Raw genomic sequence first — 17424 nt, forward strand, 5'->3', positions numbered from 1 at the left:
TTGTTGGGTGGCCGAGGTCAAGCGGCGGTGAGCCAGTCCCGGTAGGCGCCTGCGAGGTCGTCGTCGCGGCGTGTGCCGCGTTCGATGCAGGAGATCACGGCAGGCCAGACGCTGAAGTGCTCGGCGACGGTGGTCAGGGTGATGTTCTTGGCCTGGCGTGCTGGCCGAAGGTCGGAGATGTCCGGGAGCTGACCGGTGTGGTGAGGTAGCGGAAGATCTCCCGGGCGATCGCGCGCTTGAGGAGGCGGATGATCTCCTTCTTCGTGCGTCCGGCGGCGGTCTGCCGGGCGACGTATTCACGGGTGCGGGCGTCGCTGGACATGCGGACGAGAGCGATGCGGTAGAGGGCAGCGTTGGCTCCGCGGTCGCCGCCCCGGGAGAGGCGGTGGCGGTTGGTCCTGCCGCTGGAGGCGGGGACGGGTGCGGCGCCGCAGAGGGCCGCGAAGGATGCCTCCGGGCGCAGGCGGTCAGGGTTGCCGCCGGCGGTCACCAGCAGCTGGGCCGCGGTGTCGGGGCCGACACCGAACGCGGCGCGGAGGCCGGGGTTGTGCTTGGTGGCGGCGGCATCCAGGGCGGCGGTGAGGGTGTCGTGTTCTGCGGTGAGGGCCTGGACCCGGCGGGCGAGGGTCTTCAGGGCGGTCAGGAGGGCGACGCGCGGTCCGTCGCCGGTGGGGCGGAGTCGGGAAAGGGCGTCGACCTGTGTCTTGCCGCGCAGGGCGGTGTACTTGACGCGGATGTCGTCCGGGGCGGTGATGAGGATGTGCGTGATCTGGTTCAGGGTGGCGGTGCGGGCTTTGGCGGCGGACCGGGCCGCGTTGTGTAACGCGCGTATGCCGCTGACGGTGTCGTCCTTGGGGATCACCGATGCGCGGCCGGACAGAGCGGCGCGGGCAGCCGCATAGGAGCCGATGGGATCCGACTTGCCGATCCGGCGCCGCTCGGCCTTGTCGGGCCGGTTGACCTCGACCACGGTGAGGCGCGCGCGGCGGGCAGCGCGGGTGATCCCGAGGCCGTAGGAGGAGTGCCCTCGACGCCGACGGCGGTCACCGTGCCGTGGGCGTTCAGGAACGCGATCGCTGCGGCGTATCCGGCGGCCGTCGTGGGGAACTCGGCGTCGGCGACGTGGCCGCCCTGGTCGGTGATGACAGCGACGTGGATCGTGTCCGCGTGGGAGTCCACTCCGCCGAACACCGCTTCCAGTTGGGTGGCGGGTGTGGTCTTCACTGTCATCCTGTTTGCTGCCTTCCTGGCGGGCGGTGACTCCGGCCGGGTGGGTCAGACAGGACATTGAGGGGGCCTGTGGCCAAGCTCCTATCAGGTCATGTTCCACCTGGCCGGAGCCATGAAGAACGGGTCCCGGTGGTCGGACAGAACAGCAGCAGGACAGCCCAGCAGGGCGTCAGTCAGACCCTGAGCCACGACCACCGGAACCCGCTACGAGTATCAATGTCAGACCCGCCTCGTAGCGTCGAAGACGTGGGTCCGGACCGGGGCCCCGGAGGACCGAAGGAGCGGGCCATGGGCGAGATCAGCATCGAGCGGCAGCACCTTGACCGGCTGCTGGCCGACAGCGCGAGCACGTACGGAGCTCCCTACCAGCGGGCCTTCGCCGAGCTCGCCGAAGCGCGTCGCGGCCGGCCCGTCGCCGAGATCCTCCCGCTGCTTCGCAGGGCCGCGGATGAGGCGCTGCTCGGTTTCACGGACGCGGACCTCAGGGAACAGGCGCAGGCGATCAGTACGGGTGAGCCGTACGTCCTGCGCGTCACGATGGCCTGACCGCGACCGTGCCAGTGCAGGACCTCCCACCACGGGGCGGTCAGGCCCTACGCCGGCCGCGGCCGCCTTCTCGTACAGCGCGGACTTCGTCAGTGCCATCAGCTCCTGGCCGTTGGCCGCGGGCCCGGAGCGCGCCCGCTTCTTTGCGGCCGGCGCCTTCTGCCCGCGCGCCGCCCGGGTGCCGGGGGAGGCGGCCTTGTCGCCGGTGTCCTTGGGACTCCTGGCCCGCTCGACGCTGGCGCGCAGGGCCTCCATGAGGTCGACGGCACCGGTCGGCTCCGCCGCCGGTTCGGCCTTCTCCACCGTCGTCTCCCCGGCGGCCTTCGCCTTCACCAGGGCCTCGACCTTCTCGCGGAAGGAGTCGTGGAAGGACTCCGGCTCCCACTCCACGGCCAGGGCGTCGATCAGCTGCATGGCCATCTTCACCTCCGCCGCCGTGGCCTCGACCTTCCCCGGCAGGCCGGGCACCTCGGCGTGCGGATCGCGGAGCTCGTCGGCCCAGTGAAGACACCTCAGGGTCCTAACTGGTCAAGTCGCACGTCCATAACCGCTGTGTAGCCTGTCGATCTGTTCGAACGGCAGGAGGGCGCGGGTGGACGTCGAAGGAGCGCATGTTGGGATCCAGCTCCCTAAGGGGTCCTGGTGGGACTGGGACGTTGTTGCCTGGGACGGCGGGCAGCTCAGGCTCGCTGCCAACTACGACCTGTCGTATTACCACAGCCTGGAGCTGGTCTTCGGTGATCCGCTATTCGTCAACTGCCCGTCGGTGTTTTACGATCCGACCTTCCGCGCACCGTCGCCCGACGAGCTCCTCAAAGTCACTCGTCAGCTCGGCGAGAAACCGCCCGTCGTGGTCGCCTTCGAGGCCGATGCGGGAGGGCAAGAGCCGGTCTCGTGCCTGATCGCCGCAGAGCGACTCGACATCGTCCAGGAAACCGTCCTGCGCTACTGGCGTGAGGATGCAGTACCCGGTCAGCGCTTCGCTCCCTGGGTCCGGTCCCCGGACCAGCGGGCGGTCTCTGGTTAGGCGGCCGCAGCGCCCACCTGGTCGGGCGAAGCCGGGAAGGCAAGGACCTCGTCCAGTCGGGCACCGCCCAGCTGCTGCCCCGGCTCATCGCCCGCCGCACCGGCGGCCCGCTGATCCTCACCGACCGCAAGGCCCCGGGCGGAACGCCCACGCTCGACGTGTGCCACGAGACCAGCAGGGCCCGGCTCTCCTGGCGCCGGGCTGAGGAGGTCTTCGAGGAGAACACCCGGCTGTTGGCCAACCCCGTCGCCTCCCCCGAGGACATCGAGGATCCGGACGGCTGGACACTCCACCGGCTTCGCCACAGCGCCCTGACGCACGACGCCGAGGGGCACATCCCCCCGATGCTGCTGGCCCGCTCCCGGTACGTCTCCGTCCGCTCCCCGGAGCGGTACGCCCGCCCCGGGGAGCGGTCGCCCGGCACGTCGCCGAACGCGACCCCGCCGCCCGGCGGAAGGGCTGACACCTCCGAGATCAACTATTGGCGGCTTCTGGGCTCACCTCGGTGATACCCCCCGATGAGGCGCAGGCTGACGAGCGTCAGGGGGTGTGACTGGCAGCGGCAGGCCGCAGCGACGTCTGCACGCCTGGCGGCCGCAGCCGCCGGGCGCGGTGGGGCAGGGGCGCGCCGGTTCAGCAGGAGCAGCCCCACTGCGGGGTGGGTGCGGTCGAGGGGGTTCCGGAAGCCCGGTCGGTGGGTGCGGGTGGGTGGACAGTGGTGCCGTCCTTGATGGTCTCGATCACCTTGATGTCGCGGATCTGCTCGGGGTCGACCGTCAGCGGGTTCGCGCTGAGGATGACCAGGTCCGCGAGCTTGCCGACCTCGATACTGCCCTTGCGGTCCTGCTCGCCGTACTGGCGGGCGGCGTTGATGGTGATCGCGCGAACCGCGTCCAGGGCGGAGACCTGCTGGTCGGGGCCGAGGACGTGGCCGGTGCGGGTGCGGCGGGTCACCTGGCTGGACAGCACGGCGATCGAGTTCGGCAGCGCCACCGGGGCATCGTGGTGCGAGGTGTAGCGCAGGCCCTTGTTGAGCGCCCAGCGGGCGGGGGAGATGCTCTCCGCCCGCTTCGTGCCGAGGACGGTCTCGCGGTACCAGTCGCCCCAGTAGTAGGTGTGCATCGAGAAGAAGGACGGCAGGATTCCCAGCGAAGCGAATGCGTCGACCTGGTCCTCGCGGGCGGTCTGCGCGTGGATCGCCACGGTCGGCCGCCGGCCCGGCCCGGCGGCCGCGACTGCCTTGAGGAACTGGTCGATCGCCGCGTCGCCGTTGACGTGCGCCAGGACCTGCCAGCCCCGCTCGACCGCCGTACCGATCTGCTTGGCCACCACGGCGTCGTCCGGCACCGCCGGGTACCCGCAGTAGCCCTCGGGCTGTCCGGGCGGCGGCGTCAGGTACGGCGTGGTGAGCCACGCGGTGCGCCCCTGTGGCGAGCCGTCCAGGACCAGCTTCACGCCGGCCGCGCGGACGCCGTCCACGTACTCGTCACTCACCCCGATGGGGTCGTCGAGCGTGGACGAGGTTGCCTCATCGGCCTTCACGTACGCGACCACGTCGACCGGGAGCGGCACGGCGGCGGCCGTGTCCCGCAGCGCCTTGAGGTTGGCGAGGGTGGTGCCGCCCTCCTGCACGGTGGTGAAGCCGAAGCTCGCCGCCGTGGCCGCGCCCGTCGCGAACAGCATCAGCAGCTCCCGTTCCGGGAGCCCCACGAGCGCCAGGTCCGAGGCCGGGGTGAACGCCTTCTCCTCCAGCACGCCGTCGGGCTCGCCGTACGAGGGCGGGACGGCGAGTTCGCGCCGCCGGATCACCCCACCCTCGGGGTCGGGGGTGGCGGCCGAGTAGCGAAGCCGCTTCAGGCCGAGGCTGTTCACCGCGCCGAGGTGGAAGGACTGGTGGATGGCGAGCACCGGGCGGTCCGTGGACACCTCGTCGAGGTCGTCGCGGGTGGGGTGCCGGCGCTCGGCGAGCATCGCGTCGTCGTACCCGAAGCCGATGATCCAATCGGAGTCCGCACCCACCGGTCCCGCAGCCCAGGAGCGCAGCTTGTCCTTCAGAGCGGCGAGGTCGGTGACGTCGCCGTCCGGGTCGGCGAGCAGGTTGGCGATGACGGCCTGCAGGCCGATGCCGCCGAGGTGCCCGTGCGCGTCGATGAACCCCGGCAGCAGGGCGAGGCCCCCGAGGTCCCGCACGACGGTATGCGGGCCGCGCCAGCGTTCCAGCACGTCCTGCGCGGGGCCGACGAGGACGATGGTGCCGTCCTTGATGGCCACCGCTTCGCCCCGTTCGTCGCCGTGCTCCGCGAGCGTGACGATGTCGCCGCCGTGGAGGATGAGGTCGGCCTGCTCGGCCATGCTGATATCCCGTTCGGTAGGAGGATGGTGAAGGCGGCCCGAGCCTAGTAGTGCTTGGTCAGGTTGGTGTTGGTGTGGGTATGCCGCGGTGGCAGGTGGGGCAGACGCCGGTCCATGTCGCGAGGAGGGTCTGTAGCTCGCGAACGATGCGGTAGAGGCTCAGGCCGGCGCCGTGTCTTTTGGGGCTCTGGCCAGTCGTTGCAAGGTGCAGAAGGCGTGCGCGACGGAGACGAGGGTGACGTGGTGGTGCCAGCCGTTGAAGGTGCGGCCCTCGAAGTGGGCCAGGCCCAGGGCCTGTTTCATCTCGCGGTAGTCGTGCTCGATGCGCCAGCGGAGCTTGGCCAGGCGGACCAGGGTGGTCAGCGGGGTGTCGGCGGGCAGGTCGGACAGCCAGAACTGGACGGGTTCGGCCTGGTCGGCGGGCCATTCGGCCAGGAGCCAGCACTCGGGCAGCTCCGGGCCGTCGGCCGCCTGGCGGACCTCGCGGCCGGCGGGCCGGATCCGCAGGGTCACGAACCGCGAGTAGATCCGCTTGAAGCCGCTGCGGCCGGTGCCGGGCCGGGAGCCCTCACGCCATTGCACCGGCTTCGCTGTTTTCCGGCCGGCCGCGATGACCAGCTGTTTCACCGACTGCGACTTGTCCGGGTACTTCGCCACCGGCCGGCGCCCGATCCCGGAGTACGGGTCAGCCACGGGCACCGCGTGGCCGGGCTGGGCCGAGAGGGTGGTGGAGATTCCCACGACGTAGTTCAGGCTCCGGGCCTGCAGGCCGTGCCGGAAGGCGGCCGCGTCTCCGTAACCGGCGTCCGCAATGGCCACCGGCACCTCGATGCCCCAGGAACGGGTCTCGTCGAGCATGTCGAGTGCGAGCTGCCATTTCTCCACGTGCCCGATGTCGTCGGGGATCTGGCAGGCGGTGCGTCGGGCGACCTTGTCGGGGTCTGCCTTCGGCGAGGCGGGGTCCCAGGTCTCGGGCTGGAACAGCCGCCAGTCGACCGCCGCCGAGGCGTGATCCGAGGCCAGGTGCAGCGAGACTCCCACCTGGCAGTTGGTGACCTTGCCCGCGGTGCCGGTGTACTGCCGCGACACACACGCCGAGGCATTGCCGTCTTTGAGGAAGCCGGTGTCATCGAAGACCAGCACGGTGGGCCGGATCGCCTTTTCCATCTTCCAGGCCAGCCGGGCCCGCACATGCGCCGGATCCCACGGGCTGGTGGTGATGAAGTGGGCCAGGGCCTGACGGTTCCCGTCCTCGCCCAGCCTGGCGGCCATCGGCTCGACCGACTTGCGCTGCCCGTCCGTGAGCAGGCCCCGCAGGTAAACCCGCCCCCACCGACGCTGATCCTTCCGCGCGAACGGCTCGAAAACCTCCGCCGCAAAGTCCTCCAACTCGCCACGTACAGATGCAATTTCCTCCGGCGTCACACGTCTAGAACGACACACCGAGCCCTTAGGACACGCAACGCCAGCCCCAACCTGACCAAGCCCTACTAGAAGCGACGTGGGCAAACTTCGCCGAGGACGGCCGGACTTCACTGGAACGGGGCAGCGCGGTCGGGGAACCGGGCCCGCGGAGGGGGCAAGGAAGCCGTCTCCGAGGTCACCGGTGTGGCGGTAGCACATCAGGCCCCGGCAGGCCCCGGACCAGCCCGGCCCTGAGGCCAGCCGACAACCTCAGCGTGACCAGCTCCGCGACCCTGGTCTCCGGGGCGACGTGGTCGATGGTCCCGATCTCCAGGTCGACCCGGCCCTCGCACAGTGGCAATGAGCTCCGGGCGCGCCACACTGAACCTGGCTCGCGGTCGCATTCGCCGGGGTGTGTGGCGTGCACCCGTCTGCGACCCAGACCGCCCCGGCGACCGCCAGTCGGTCAGGTGGCAGGGTCGTAGGTGATGCGGGCGTTGGGGCAGTCGGCCGCGTACCGCAGGAGTGCCTCGTGCTCGGCCGGGTCGATGGCGAGGCCCCAGCGGTGCTTGGTGGCGACCCATTCGCCGAGGTAGCGGCAGTGGAACACGGGCATCGGCATCCAGGTGGCCGGGTCCTGGTCGGACTTCTGGCGGTTGGAGCGGGCGGTGACGCCGCCGAGGGTGACGTCGGAGCCGAGGTCGTTGGCGTAGCGGCGGCGTTCGGTGGTCCAGCCGTAGCCGCCGACTGGCGGGGAGCGTCATTCCGAGCACGCGATATGAGGAGGGCATCGGCGTCAGCGAACCGTAGGGTGAGCGCGCCAAGACAGTCTGGTAGCAGGGGAGAAGCGTGCAGTCCGAGGAACATGTGGGGTGGGAGCGGGACTTCCCGGTCCGGTATCTCCTGGTGCGGGACGACATCAGCGGTGAGGAGGAGGGGGTGCTGTGGGGGCGGTGCGCGGAGGTCGAGGGCCTGTTCATGGACGCGCCTCCGTTGCCGCGAGAGGTCCTGACGCTACGCGGCTGCCCGCGTGAGAGCCTGCTGGTACAGGCCGTGGCGGACAGCGCCCAACCGGTGCAGCTGCTGGGGGACGGAATGCTCTCGATCGAGCCTGTGGATCCCTCGAACGACGGGCCGGCCCTCTTCTGGGACCTGGAGGACACGGCTGTCCTGGCTCAGTGGCCCACGCCGGGCGATCCCGGGCGCGTGGACGTCGTCGTGGGCACCGGCGTCAGGGAAGAAGACTACTGGGGCAGCAAGCGGCTGCCTTCGAGTCCGCGGTTCGACCTGTGGTTCCCCTCGATCCGGGGGGACAGCCCATCGGGCAGTTGCCGTTCCATTGACGGCCTGTTCACCCCGCGCCCGCAGCGCCCCACCCAGCCCGTGCACCTGATCGGCTGCGAACCCGCCGCACCGCTTCTGGCCCTGCTGTGTCGTTCCCTTCCACAGAAGGGCGCCCCGATCACGCTCAGGCCCCTCGACCGCCACGGCCGAACGATGACCAGGTACCGCCTCGACCTAGACACCGTCGAGGCACGCCCGTCCGTCCTCGGCGGAGCCCTGATCGACGTCACCATCACCGACCCCGGCGACGACCGCCCCACTCTGGCCGCCCGCCAAGTCTGGGAGATCTGGTCCGACGGCGTTCCGACCCTGCCCAACCAATGGGCACAGTTCGACGCCAAAGGCCAGTCCGAGTGGCTGGACCTCACCCGCGTCGACCCGTACGAGCCGGAGGGCCTTTCCGGCGGGACGTACCACCTGGACGGACAGCACGTCACCGACAGGACCAGCATGCTCCTGGCGCTCGGCGAAGCCCTGCTCGGCCCTGGCGCCAACTACGGCAGATGTCTGGACTCGGTGCAGGACTACCTGGGCGGCGGGCCCTCCGTCGTCCCCCCGTTCACCCTCGTCTGGCACCACGCCGACATCGCCCGCCAGGCCCTCGCCGGACACGTCATGCACCACCTCGGCGGCCGGTCCTACTTCGAGGTGACCGTGGACCTCCTGCGCAAGCGCGGCGTCACCGTCGTGCTCCAGTGAGGGAGGCGACGGACCAGCCGGAACACCTGCTCACGCGACAGGTGCACCCCGTACTTGGCGAGCAGCGGCACCAGGTCCGTCGTCTGGTGCATCTCCCGCTCCGCCATGAGCCGGCGCAGGTTCCACTCGAACCCCATCCTCTTCATCACCGCGGCCCCATCCCCTTCCTACCCGCGCGCTCCGTGCGGCGCGGCGCAGCGACGCCTCCTGCAACCGGTTGCGGTACTCGTCCGACGCCCAGGTGTACAGCGCCGTCGTCGACGCGTAGGCGTGACCGACCTGGTTCTGGACGAACCGCTCCGGGTATCCGAACTCGATCAGGTGCGTGATGTGATGTACGTGTGCCTTGTGTCCGCAGAGGCCGTGTGCGGATGACCTCGTGTCGCGATTGAGCAGGCCAGGTGTAGCGGGCGCATTCGCGACGCAGATCGTCGGCCGTGTTGCTTTCCACGGGGTTTCCTGTGATGCGGATGACTCGCTGCTGGTGCTCGTGGGGCCGGGTTGTCAGTGGGTGCTGAGATCGTGCCTCCGTGAGCGAACTGGTTGAGCATGTCGATGAGCATGACCGCGTGTTGGGGATAGCCGAGCGAGACGAGGCGGTGCGCGAGAACTGGCCGCATCGCATTGCAACAACGATCTGCCGAGACCGCGAAGGGCGGATCTTGGTTGTGCGCCGGGCAGAGACGATGTCCCGGTTCCCGGGCCACTACGACGTGATGACCGGCGGCGCCGTGGACGTGGGTGAGTCGTATGAGGAGGCGGCGGTCCGCGAGCTGGCTGAAGAGCTCGGCGTTCGCGTGCCGGTGCGCTTCCTGTTCAAATTCTTCTGCAGGGAAGGGATTAGCCCCATATGGTTCGGGGTGCATGAGGCCCTCTTGTCGTCGGAGTCCCTGGTCCCGGACCCGGGTGAGATCGACTGGCTGGACTGGCTGCCGGTTGCCGAACTGCGCGAAGTCGTTGATCAATGGTGCTTCGTTCCGGGAGGGCGGGAAGCTCTGCGCCGATATCTGGATTCCGGGTCCGACAGCGGTGCGGGCGAAGTGGCAGCCGGGTGATCGGCGATGCAGGTTGCCTCGGTTCAGGGCGGGCATTTCAGCTGCATGACCCGATCACTGTGGTTCGTGGTACTGGAAGGCGAGCGCCTGACCTGGGTGGTTTCGGCGGAGGGTTCGCGGAGCCGGACGATCTCTTCGTGTTGTGCGGCGAGCCGGGCCAGGGCCTGAGTACGGAAGTCGGTGAGTTCGTCGATCGTCTGTTCCGACTGGGTCAGCCGGTCTTTGAGCTTGGTGATCTCCGCCTTGAGTCGCATGATTTGGGCTTCGCGGGGGTCGGGGATCTCTCCGGCCTGGTGCAGGGCCTGGAGGCGCCGCTCGAACTCGACGCGGAGGTGAGAGTAGGGGCGGCTGCCGTAGAACGCGGTGCGGTCGACCGCGGCCTCGCCGGCGAGGGGCTTGATGTCGCACTTTCTGCCGGGCGGGATCTCACCTCGAAGGAGCCGGTCCATGGTGGCCCTGATGCGGTTCTCGTTCTCGGCTCGCTGGGCTGTGGAGATTCTCATGCCGAGTCCTCGTTCATGGTGGTGCGGGCGGCGTCGATCTCGGCGACGACGCGGACAGCTCGGTCGTGGTCGGCCTGGAGTCGGGCGCGTTCGGTCTTGCGCGTGCTGCCGAGCTGGCCGATGAACGTACTCATCGTCGGTGCCGCCCAACGGCTGGCCTTGACGACCTTGCTGGCGACGCGGTAGCGGGGCAGACCGGGGACGGGCTCCTCGGGCGGGCGGCGGCAGCCGACCCTCAGTTCCATCAGCTCGGCCGGGAACGTGCAGCGATGTCTGGGGTGATTGCAAGGGGGCCGGGACTCCAGTGATCATGAGCCTGGTGATACCGGGTCACCGGCCGCCCGAACGCGCCGGGTTGGGGGTGGCTCACTCCGCTGGGGGAGCGGGTTCACCGAAGAAACGCGCCTGCGTCCTCCGCCTGCTCCTCGGGGTCGAGGTAGCCGCCCTCATCCGCGTTCCGGCTGATGTCGGCGTACACCAGCACCTGCACCTCGGCCTCGCCCGGGCCGCTGGAGAGGAACAGCTCGGAGATCCGCTGCGCCGCCGCGACGGCGGCCGGCTCGTGGCCCCGGATCGATCGTGATCACGTTCTCGTCGTTCATGCCCTCGGCAACCGGCCTGCCCGGGACGCGGTTTCGCTCGTGCGCCAGGGGTGCATCCCATCGAGTGCTTCAGTGACGTCGCAGCGAAGGCTGAGTGGTCTCATCGAACATTGAGTGGTGTCGCCATCAGGAGGACACGGTCAATGCCAGCGAGGCGACGGCGGTGGCGAAGTAGAAGCCGGGAAACGCGAGGTTGTAGAGCACGCGGGCGCGCAGATGGAAGGCGAGCGCGCCCAAGTAGAGCAGGACGAGGCCGCAGGCCGCGGCGGCGCCGAGGAGGCGCGGTGCGGCGTCGAAGAGGCTGAGGAGGAGGCCCGCCGCACCAGCCAGCTTGAGGGCGGCCAGCCAGGGCAGCCAGGATCGGGGAACACCCACCTCCGCTGAGTTGGTCAGCACGAAGCGCGCCCCGGCGAGGTCGGCGGCGGCGATACCGACGTTGACGGCTGCGGTGAGCAGGGTGACGACGAGGAGCGCGAGCTGGGTACCGTTCATGTCTTCAGGGTCCGCGGGCACTTCGGCATCGTCCAATACCTGCTTCTATAACCTGGTGGCATGGATATCGACACGCGCCTGCTTCGGTACTTCGCCGCAGTGGCGGAGGAGGGCAGCCTGACCGGGGCAGCGCAGAGGCTGTTCGTCTCGCAGCCTGCGTTGACCAAGCAGATCCGGCGCCTGGAGGACGGTCTCGGGGTACGGCTCTTCGCGCGTTCACGGTCGGGGATGGCGCTGACCAGAGCTGGTCGTGAGCTCGCCTCGCGGGTGCCCGCACTGCTGGACGGCTGGGACGAGGCGGTGCAGGCAACCGGCCGGGCAGCGCGGGTGCTGCGCCTGGGCTTCCTGGACGCGGGCGCAGTGGGTGCCGTCCCTGAGGTCATTGCCGAGTTCCGCCGGGCGCAGCCGGAGTGGCGGGTAGAACTGCGGCAGTTCGACTGGTCGGACCCGAGTGCCGGCTTGGCTCGGGGGGAGGTAGATGCGGCAGTGGTGCGTTTGCCGTTTCCGGGACAGGAGAGTTTGGCGGTGCGGGAGTTGTTCGTTGAGGAGCGTGGGGTGTTGCTACCAGCTCGGCATCCGCTGGCGAACAGCGAGAAGGTGGAGTTCCGGGAGCTGTTGGACGAGCCGTTCGTCGCGGCCGGAGCCGAGACCGGAGCATGGAGGGAGTACTGGCTGGCCATTGAGGAGCGGGACGGGCACCCCGTCCGGGTCGGCGTGGTCACCAGCCGTCCCGACGAGTGGCTCGGGGCGGTGGCTGGCGGCTGCGTGGCCCTGGCCCCTGCGTCGGTGCCCCGTTTCTACTCCCACCCGGGCGTGGTGTTCCGTCCAGTCTCCGGGGTCTCGCCCAGCCGGGTGGGGTTGGCCCGGCCTCGGGGGCAGACGGGCGAGGCGCCACTGGATGAGCTGCTGGCGGCCATCGCGCGGCGGTTGAGCCGGAGTTGACGACGGGGCCGACAGACTGCCGGCGCGCTGCGCGGCCAAATCGGAACTACTTCCGGCGGCGGCTGCGTTGAACGGCTCGCCCACCATGGGGATACACACGCGGCGACCGCCTCGGCCGGGTGCGCATGGGCCGTGACCTCTGACCGAACTGACCCGCCTCAACTCCGCCCGCCACATCAAGGGCGGCGACGCCGTCCTCGACGACGGCGAATAGAACCGGACCGTGGCCAGCGGCGCCCCCAGCCGCAGGCCACGACCGACAGGACAGGCCACGTACGGACTTCTGTGTTGAGGAGTTGAACCGCTGGGGGAGAGGCGGACTGAACCGCTGTGGGAGAGATCGAGGACGCCATCGTCCGCGCCGACCAGGAGGCCTTCACCAAGGACCCGCCCAAGACCCTGAAGGGCCGGATCAACTTCCTGCTGAAGCAGCTCAAGACCACCCGCGCGGTCGCCGCGGAGCTCGGGGTCAGCCAGCGGTCGGTCGAGCGCTACTACCGCAAGGGCGACCGCAAGACCCCGCCCCAGCATGTCGCGGACCGCATCGACGCGGCCGTACGGGCCCGCTGGCAGCCGGTGGTGCGTGGCCGCCGCCGCAAGGAGGCCGCCACCAGCACCGGGATCACCGTCGAGACCCGGGCCCGCTTCGGCTACACCGCCCCCGCCGGCACCACCGACGACGGCCGCGTCCGCCGCCTCACCGTCCACCTCCCCGCCACCTACGCCCAACCCCTCTTCGACGCCCGCGCCCAGGGAGCCGACGACCGCGAACTGCGCGCGATCGTCGCCGAGGGACTCCAGGAGATCTACTTCAAGGACGGCGGAACCCGAGCCGGCCAGCTCCGGGTCGAGTTCAGCGACATCGACTACTTCGACGTCTCCCTCTGAACCCCACCGCCGGCGGGATGCCTCACCCGGACGCGGGCTGTCCGGGTGGGGCGCCGCCGCGTTCGAGCGCGTCAATGCCAGGCACCACCTGGAACAGGGGTGCAATGGCCATTGCGGGGAGCGGCCTTCGGACGGGCTGCTCTCAGCCCCGTGACGCTGCCGACCGCGGGCTGGATCCCGGCTGCCGTCACACGTCGCCGGTCACCGCCCCCGGTCGGCAGCATTCAGCCCGCTGTCGGGTGAACCCGGCACGACAGCCGGCAGGCTGTCGGAGCCCCCTGCGGCTGATCCAAGCCCACGAGGTCTGTGCGACCTCCGGGACATCGGTACAGCAGTGATCGGTGAGAACGCTCAGGGATCTGGTCCGGCGATGACCTGGAGGGCTCTGCCATGAAGTACACCGTCTCGATCGAGATCGCCCTGCCGCCGGAGAGGGTGGCCCAGCTGCTCGCCGACCCGGCCTACCTGCCGATGTGGCTGCGGGGCCTGGTGCTGCACGAGCCGCTGAGTGGGGTGCACGGGCAGGTCGGTACCACGTCGCGGGTGGTGATGCAGATGGGGCAGCGCACGTTCGAGTGCACTGAGACGATCACCTGCCGGGAACCGGCTGACCTGCATGGGATCTCGAAAGGGAGTGTCGTTCGCTTCGACCGCGAGATCGTCGGCGAGGGCATGTGGAGCGCGGTGCGCGACCGGCTGACCGAGGCCGGTCCGGGGACGACGCTCTGGGTGAGTGAGAACGAGTACCGGTTCAGTGGCTTGCTGATGCGGTTGGTGGGGCTCCTGATGCCCGGCGCCTTCCGCAAGCAGTCGCAGCAGCACATGCAGGACTTCAAGGCGTTCGCCGAGCAGGGAAAGGACGTCCGCGAAGCGAAGGGCTGATCTGCTTGCGGAACACCAACGACGGGCTCGGGCGGCGTGGGCCGGAGGTGTTGCGGGTCGTGGTCAGTTGGGGTGTCGGTGGAGCATCAGGCGGATCAGGCAGCGGCGCCGGTCGGGGGCGGGGTCGTCTTCGTAGGCGGTGCGGCCGTGGAGGATGCGGCGGTCGTCGGTCAGGAGGCAGTCGCCGTCGTCCAGCAGGATGCGGATCCTCAAGGAGGGGCGCGCCAGCACGCGCTTCAGGGTGTCCAGTGCGGCTTGCTTGCCCTCCGGCAGGGGCTGTCCGGTCAGTGCGGCGGCAGTCTCGATGCGTTTGGTGTTGCACCGCACGACCATGCGCCCGCCGACCGTGTCGAACACGGGGACCTGTATCACTTCGGGTTCGCCCAGGGGTGTGACGTGGCGGCGGTCGACCGGGTAGGGCGTACTGAGCTCGGACAGTGCCCGCGGGTGCTCCGCTGCCAGGAGCTGGTGCAGAGTGCGTCCGTCGAGGAGGAGGGAGGCCCCGCCCCGGAGGGCCCGGCGGTGGGTGAACAGGGCCAGCAGGTCGGGATCCTGCCCGAACGGTTGTACGGCCCGGTCGTTGTGGAGGTGGAGGTAGCCGCGCGACTTCGAGGTGTACGCGTTCTCGTGGAAGCGGCCCTCCCCGGTGTGGGCGCTGACGCCCTCGTCGCGGACGAGCCACGCCCGCTCGCGGTCGCCACCGCGGCCCTGCACGAGCGCGGTACCGAGGGGGCCGAGCATCGCCACGGCGAAGGCCTGCGCATCCCGGACGGCCAGTGCGGCGACGGGTGTGCCCGTCACCACCGCGAAGCCGGGGCCGTGTTCGAGCGCGCGGCGCAGCCGTACGGCGAGCGCGGCGTGGTCGTGCGTGTACGGGATCCGGAACGTCCGGCGGTCGCGCAAGGATTCCCGGGTCCAGCCCGCGGTGGCAGTGTCGTCCATCGGCCGCATCAGAGTCCCTTCACGCCGAAAGCCACCCCGACTCACCCGCGCAGGATAGGAGTCCGCCACCCTGGGTGTAAGGCCGCGCGGGCCCGCGCACGCCGGGAGCACCGCTTTCAGGACAGGGGAGGGGCGCCGGACCGATGGAGCACAGGAGACTGGGCACTCATGGTCCGTTGGTGCCGGCACTGGGCCTGGGCTGCATGGGCATGTCCGACTTCTACGGTCCGGCCGACCCACAGGAGGCGCTCGCCACCATCCGCCACGCCCTCGACCGCGGCCTGACCCACCTGGACACGGCCGACATGTACGGCCCGTACACCAACGAGGAACTCGTCGGCCGCGCCATCAAGGGCCGCCGCCACGAGGTGTTCCTCGCCACCAAGTTCGGCGTCGTCCGAGGCCCGGACCCCACCTCCCGACGCATCGACTCCACCCCGGCCCACGCCCGAGCCGCCTGCGACGCCTCCCTGGCCCGCCTGGGCGTCGACCACATCGACCTCTACTACCTCCACCGCCGCGACCCCACCGTGCCCGTCGAGGACACCATCGGCGCCATGCGCGACCTCGTCACCGCCGGAAAGATCGGCCACATCGGCCTTTCCGAGGTCAACGCCGACACCCTGCGCCGCGCCTGCGCCACCGCACCCGTCGCCGCCCTCCAGAGCGAGTACTCCCTCTTCACCCGCGCACTCGAACGCGAGATCCTCCCCACCGCCCACCACCTCGGCGTCACCCTCGTCGCCTACTCACCCCTCGGCCGCGGCCTGCTCACCGGCACCCTCACCTCCACGGGCAGCCTCCACCGGGACGACGTCCGCCACGCCCAGCCCCGCTTCCGGGGCGCCAACCTCGCCGCCAACCTCACCCTGGTCCAACGCCTGCGCGAGCTCGCCGTCGAGACCGGGTGCACGCCCGCGCAACTGGCCCTCGCCTGGCTCCTGGCCCGCCCCGAGCGGATCGTCCCGCTCCCAGGCACCCGCCGCCGCGCCCACCTCGACGACAACCTCGCCGCCCTGTCCGTACGCCTGGCCCCAGGGCAGTTCGAGGCCGTCGGCCAGTGCATCACCGAAGCGTTCGGCGCCCGGGCTCCGGACCTGTCCCGCCTCGAGCAGTAGGCACGACCCCGATCTTCCTGCTCGCCGCGCGGTTCGGCGACCAGACCACTGCTGTCGCGCCCGCGACGCAGCCCGCGCGGAGCTGCCCGCGAGCCTGCCCCGGTTCGCCACCCACCCCCTGACCTTCCACCTCCTCATGAGGGAAGCCGAACAATCCTGGCTCGGCCCCAAGGGTCGGACCGGCCGCGTGCGCGGAGCGCGGGCCTGAGCGCTGCCGGCGGACCGTCGTGTGCCCTGGGGGCTTGCATCCTGTACCCGGGTACAGGTTTACCGTCGGAGATGTCCCCACCATCGGGGGGCGTGACGACGGGAGTGAGCGCGATGAACGACCTGGCGTGGGTGCCGCAGTCCTGCACGCTGCCCACCGAGGAGCGGCCCCTGCGGGTCGCCGAGTGGGATGCGCTGTTCTTCGAACGGCTGACCGCGCTCACCCGACCGCAGCCGCTTCGCCTGCGCCTCGACCTGGCCGGCGGGCCGGGTGTCGAGGACCGGGTCCGGGACCTGGTGGAGCGCGAGAGCGGCTGCTGCTCGTTCTTCGCCTTCGCCCTCGCCCCCGGTGCGGGCCTGATCCGTCTGGACGTCGCGGTGGACCAGGAGCACGGGGCGGTCCTGGACGCCCTGGCCGCGCGCACCGTGGCCGCCGGGGAGCAGCGGTGAGTGCGGGCTTGCGCAGTGGCCAGGTCGCCGAGGCGGCCGGGGTGAACATCCAGACCCTGCGCTACTACGAGCGCCGCGGCCTGCTGGCCGAGCCGGAGCGCAGCAACGGCGGCCACCGCCTGTACGGCGAGGCCGCGGTGACCGCGCTGCGGGTGATCAAGGCCGCTCAGCGCCTCGGGTTCACGCTGGAGGAGGTCGCCGAGCTCCTGGAGGCGGGCCGCCACCGCCACGGTCGCCCCGTCGCGGGACTCCAGGACCGTGCGGCCGCCAAGCTTGCCGAGGTCGACGCGAAGATCGCCGACCTGACCACCATCCGCACCGCCCTGGCCGCCGCCGTCGAGGCGGGCTGCGACGACCTGACCGTCTGCGCCGGAAGTGCCTGCTGCCCGATCCCCTTCACCGACCTCGCCAAGGAGCGCCATGCCGGACCCTGCTGCTGACCCCCACCCCGGGCGCGCACCGAAGGCGCTCGGGGGCTTGGCCGCCCTGGCCTGCGTCGCGTGCTGCGCACTGCCCGTCCTGATCACCGCCGGGGTCATCGGCGCTGGCGCCGGGGCGGTGGTGGGCTGGCTGCCCGCCCTCGCCGTGGTCCTGGCCGTGCTCGCCGCCGGCACCTGGTGGTTCGGGCAGCGCCGCTATTCCTGCTCTTGCGGAGCGAAGAGTGCAGGTGGGGGCAGGTGCGGCTGCACGGCACCCGCCGACCCGCTGAAGATCAGCCCTACGGGCCGCCAGTAGGGTCCG

At 70.5% G+C, this 17424-nt stretch carries 20 protein-coding genes and 2 pseudogenes; 11 read left to right on the forward strand and 11 right to left on the reverse strand.

What is annotated here, in order from left to right; translation table 11 throughout:
* Positions 1-133: 133 nt before the first annotated feature.
* Positions 134-970 (reverse strand): transposase, encoded by an 837-nt coding sequence (locus OG594_RS44710; protein WP_266608323.1) that lies wholly within the window; start codon positions 968-970, stop codon positions 134-136.
* 479 nt (positions 971-1449) lie between these two features.
* On the reverse strand, positions 1450-2196 hold the full coding sequence (locus tag OG594_RS44715; protein WP_266608325.1) for a hypothetical protein: 747 nt from the start codon (positions 2194-2196) through the stop codon (positions 1450-1452).
* A gap of 172 nt (positions 2197-2368) precedes the next feature.
* Here OG594_RS44715 and OG594_RS44720 point away from each other — a divergent pair, with 172 nt between their 5' ends.
* Both OG594_RS44720 and OG594_RS44725 read left to right on the forward strand, forming a co-directional pair.
* A complete protein-coding gene (locus OG594_RS44720; protein WP_266608327.1) occupies positions 2369-2803 on the forward strand; it encodes a hypothetical protein in 435 nt (144 codons plus the stop codon).
* 158 nt (positions 2804-2961) lie between these two features.
* Positions 2962-3312, forward strand: coding sequence for a site-specific integrase (locus OG594_RS44725; RefSeq protein ID WP_266608328.1), 351 nt, complete (start codon positions 2962-2964; stop codon positions 3310-3312).
* Between the two features lie 124 nt (positions 3313-3436).
* Here OG594_RS44725 and OG594_RS44730 read toward each other — a convergent pair whose 3' ends face one another.
* The 3 genes from OG594_RS44730 to OG594_RS44745 form a co-directional block, all read right to left on the reverse strand.
* A complete protein-coding gene (locus OG594_RS44730; RefSeq protein WP_266608330.1) occupies positions 3437-5155 on the reverse strand; it encodes an amidohydrolase in 1719 nt (572 codons plus the stop codon).
* A 159-nt stretch (positions 5156-5314) separates the two neighbouring features.
* Positions 5315-6580, reverse strand: a complete 1266-nt coding sequence (locus OG594_RS44735) for an IS701 family transposase (RefSeq protein ID WP_266601835.1) — start codon at positions 6578-6580, stop codon at positions 5315-5317.
* A 445-nt stretch (positions 6581-7025) separates the two neighbouring features.
* Positions 7026-7181, reverse strand: a complete 156-nt coding sequence (locus tag OG594_RS44745) for a hypothetical protein (protein WP_266608331.1) — start codon at positions 7179-7181, stop codon at positions 7026-7028.
* 227 nt (positions 7182-7408) lie between these two features.
* On the opposite strand from OG594_RS44745, the gene OG594_RS44750 reads away from it, so the two are divergent.
* Positions 7409-8602: a barstar family protein gene (locus OG594_RS44750; RefSeq protein WP_266608333.1), complete on the forward strand. Its 1194-nt coding sequence runs from the start codon at positions 7409-7411 to the stop codon at positions 8600-8602.
* A gap of 11 nt (positions 8603-8613) precedes the next feature.
* Here the strand turns inward: OG594_RS44750 and OG594_RS44755 are convergent.
* Both OG594_RS44755 and OG594_RS44760 read right to left on the reverse strand, forming a co-directional pair.
* Positions 8614-8751: pseudogene (locus OG594_RS44755) on the reverse strand (XRE family transcriptional regulator); the annotation flags it as partial.
* Positions 8752-8794: 43 nt separating this feature from the next.
* Positions 8795-8935 (reverse strand): annotated as a pseudogene (locus OG594_RS44760) (integrase); the annotation flags it as partial.
* 197 nt (positions 8936-9132) lie between these two features.
* Here OG594_RS44760 and OG594_RS44765 point away from each other — a divergent pair.
* Positions 9133-9657: an NUDIX hydrolase gene (locus OG594_RS44765; protein ID WP_266608335.1), complete on the forward strand. Its 525-nt coding sequence runs from the start codon at positions 9133-9135 to the stop codon at positions 9655-9657.
* A 23-nt stretch (positions 9658-9680) separates the two neighbouring features.
* Here the strand turns inward: OG594_RS44765 and OG594_RS44770 are convergent, their stop codons facing one another.
* From OG594_RS44770 to OG594_RS44780, 3 genes are all read right to left on the reverse strand, one after another.
* Positions 9681-10160 carry a hypothetical protein gene (locus tag OG594_RS44770; protein ID WP_266608337.1) on the reverse strand — a complete coding sequence of 160 codons (480 nt, stop codon included), beginning with the start codon at positions 10158-10160 and terminating at the stop codon, positions 9681-9683.
* Positions 10157-10405 (reverse strand): hypothetical protein, encoded by a 249-nt coding sequence (locus OG594_RS44775; RefSeq protein ID WP_266608339.1) that lies wholly within the window; start codon positions 10403-10405, stop codon positions 10157-10159. The genes OG594_RS44770 and OG594_RS44775 overlap by 4 nt, the downstream gene beginning before the upstream one ends.
* Positions 10406-10888: 483 nt before the next feature.
* A complete protein-coding gene (locus OG594_RS44780; protein WP_266608341.1) occupies positions 10889-11254 on the reverse strand; it encodes a DoxX family protein in 366 nt (121 codons plus the stop codon).
* A gap of 60 nt (positions 11255-11314) precedes the next feature.
* Between OG594_RS44780 and OG594_RS44785 the strand changes: the two genes are divergently transcribed.
* The 3 genes from OG594_RS44785 (at position 11315) to OG594_RS44795 (ending at position 13966) form a co-directional block, all read left to right on the forward strand.
* A complete protein-coding gene (locus tag OG594_RS44785) occupies positions 11315-12196 on the forward strand; it encodes a LysR family transcriptional regulator (protein WP_266608343.1) in 882 nt (293 codons plus the stop codon).
* Positions 12197-12526: 330 nt separating this feature from the next.
* A complete protein-coding gene (locus OG594_RS44790; protein WP_266608345.1) occupies positions 12527-13084 on the forward strand; it encodes an XRE family transcriptional regulator in 558 nt (185 codons plus the stop codon).
* 390 nt (positions 13085-13474) lie between these two features.
* Positions 13475-13966 carry an SRPBCC family protein gene (locus tag OG594_RS44795; protein WP_266608347.1) on the forward strand — a complete coding sequence of 164 codons (492 nt, stop codon included), beginning with the start codon at positions 13475-13477 and terminating at the stop codon, positions 13964-13966.
* Positions 13967-14029: 63 nt separating this feature from the next.
* Here the strand turns inward: OG594_RS44795 and OG594_RS44800 are convergent, their stop codons facing one another.
* Positions 14030-14908, reverse strand: a complete 879-nt coding sequence (locus OG594_RS44800; RefSeq protein WP_266608349.1) for a TauD/TfdA family dioxygenase — start codon at positions 14906-14908, stop codon at positions 14030-14032.
* A 143-nt stretch (positions 14909-15051) separates the two neighbouring features.
* Between OG594_RS44800 and OG594_RS44805 the strand changes: the two genes are divergently transcribed.
* The 4 genes from OG594_RS44805 to OG594_RS44820 all read left to right on the forward strand — a co-directional run bounded on the left by OG594_RS44805 (position 15052) and on the right by OG594_RS44820 (position 17418).
* Entirely contained in the window at positions 15052-16026 is a 975-nt protein-coding gene (locus tag OG594_RS44805; RefSeq protein WP_266608351.1) for an aldo/keto reductase, read from the forward strand.
* Between the two features lie 300 nt (positions 16027-16326).
* Entirely contained in the window at positions 16327-16683 is a 357-nt protein-coding gene (locus OG594_RS44810) for a hypothetical protein (protein ID WP_266608355.1), read from the forward strand.
* Positions 16680-17123 (forward strand): MerR family transcriptional regulator, encoded by a 444-nt coding sequence (locus tag OG594_RS44815; RefSeq protein ID WP_266608356.1) that lies wholly within the window; start codon positions 16680-16682, stop codon positions 17121-17123. The genes OG594_RS44810 and OG594_RS44815 overlap by 4 nt, the downstream gene beginning before the upstream one ends.
* Positions 17104-17418 (forward strand): hypothetical protein, encoded by a 315-nt coding sequence (locus tag OG594_RS44820; protein ID WP_266608358.1) that lies wholly within the window; start codon positions 17104-17106, stop codon positions 17416-17418. The genes OG594_RS44815 and OG594_RS44820 overlap by 20 nt, the downstream gene beginning before the upstream one ends.
* The last annotated feature ends 6 nt before the right edge of the window (positions 17419-17424 follow it).

The sequence above is a fragment of the Streptomyces sp. NBC_01214 genome (assembly GCF_026340975.1).
Classification (GTDB): Bacteria; Actinomycetota; Actinomycetes; order Streptomycetales; family Streptomycetaceae; genus Streptomyces.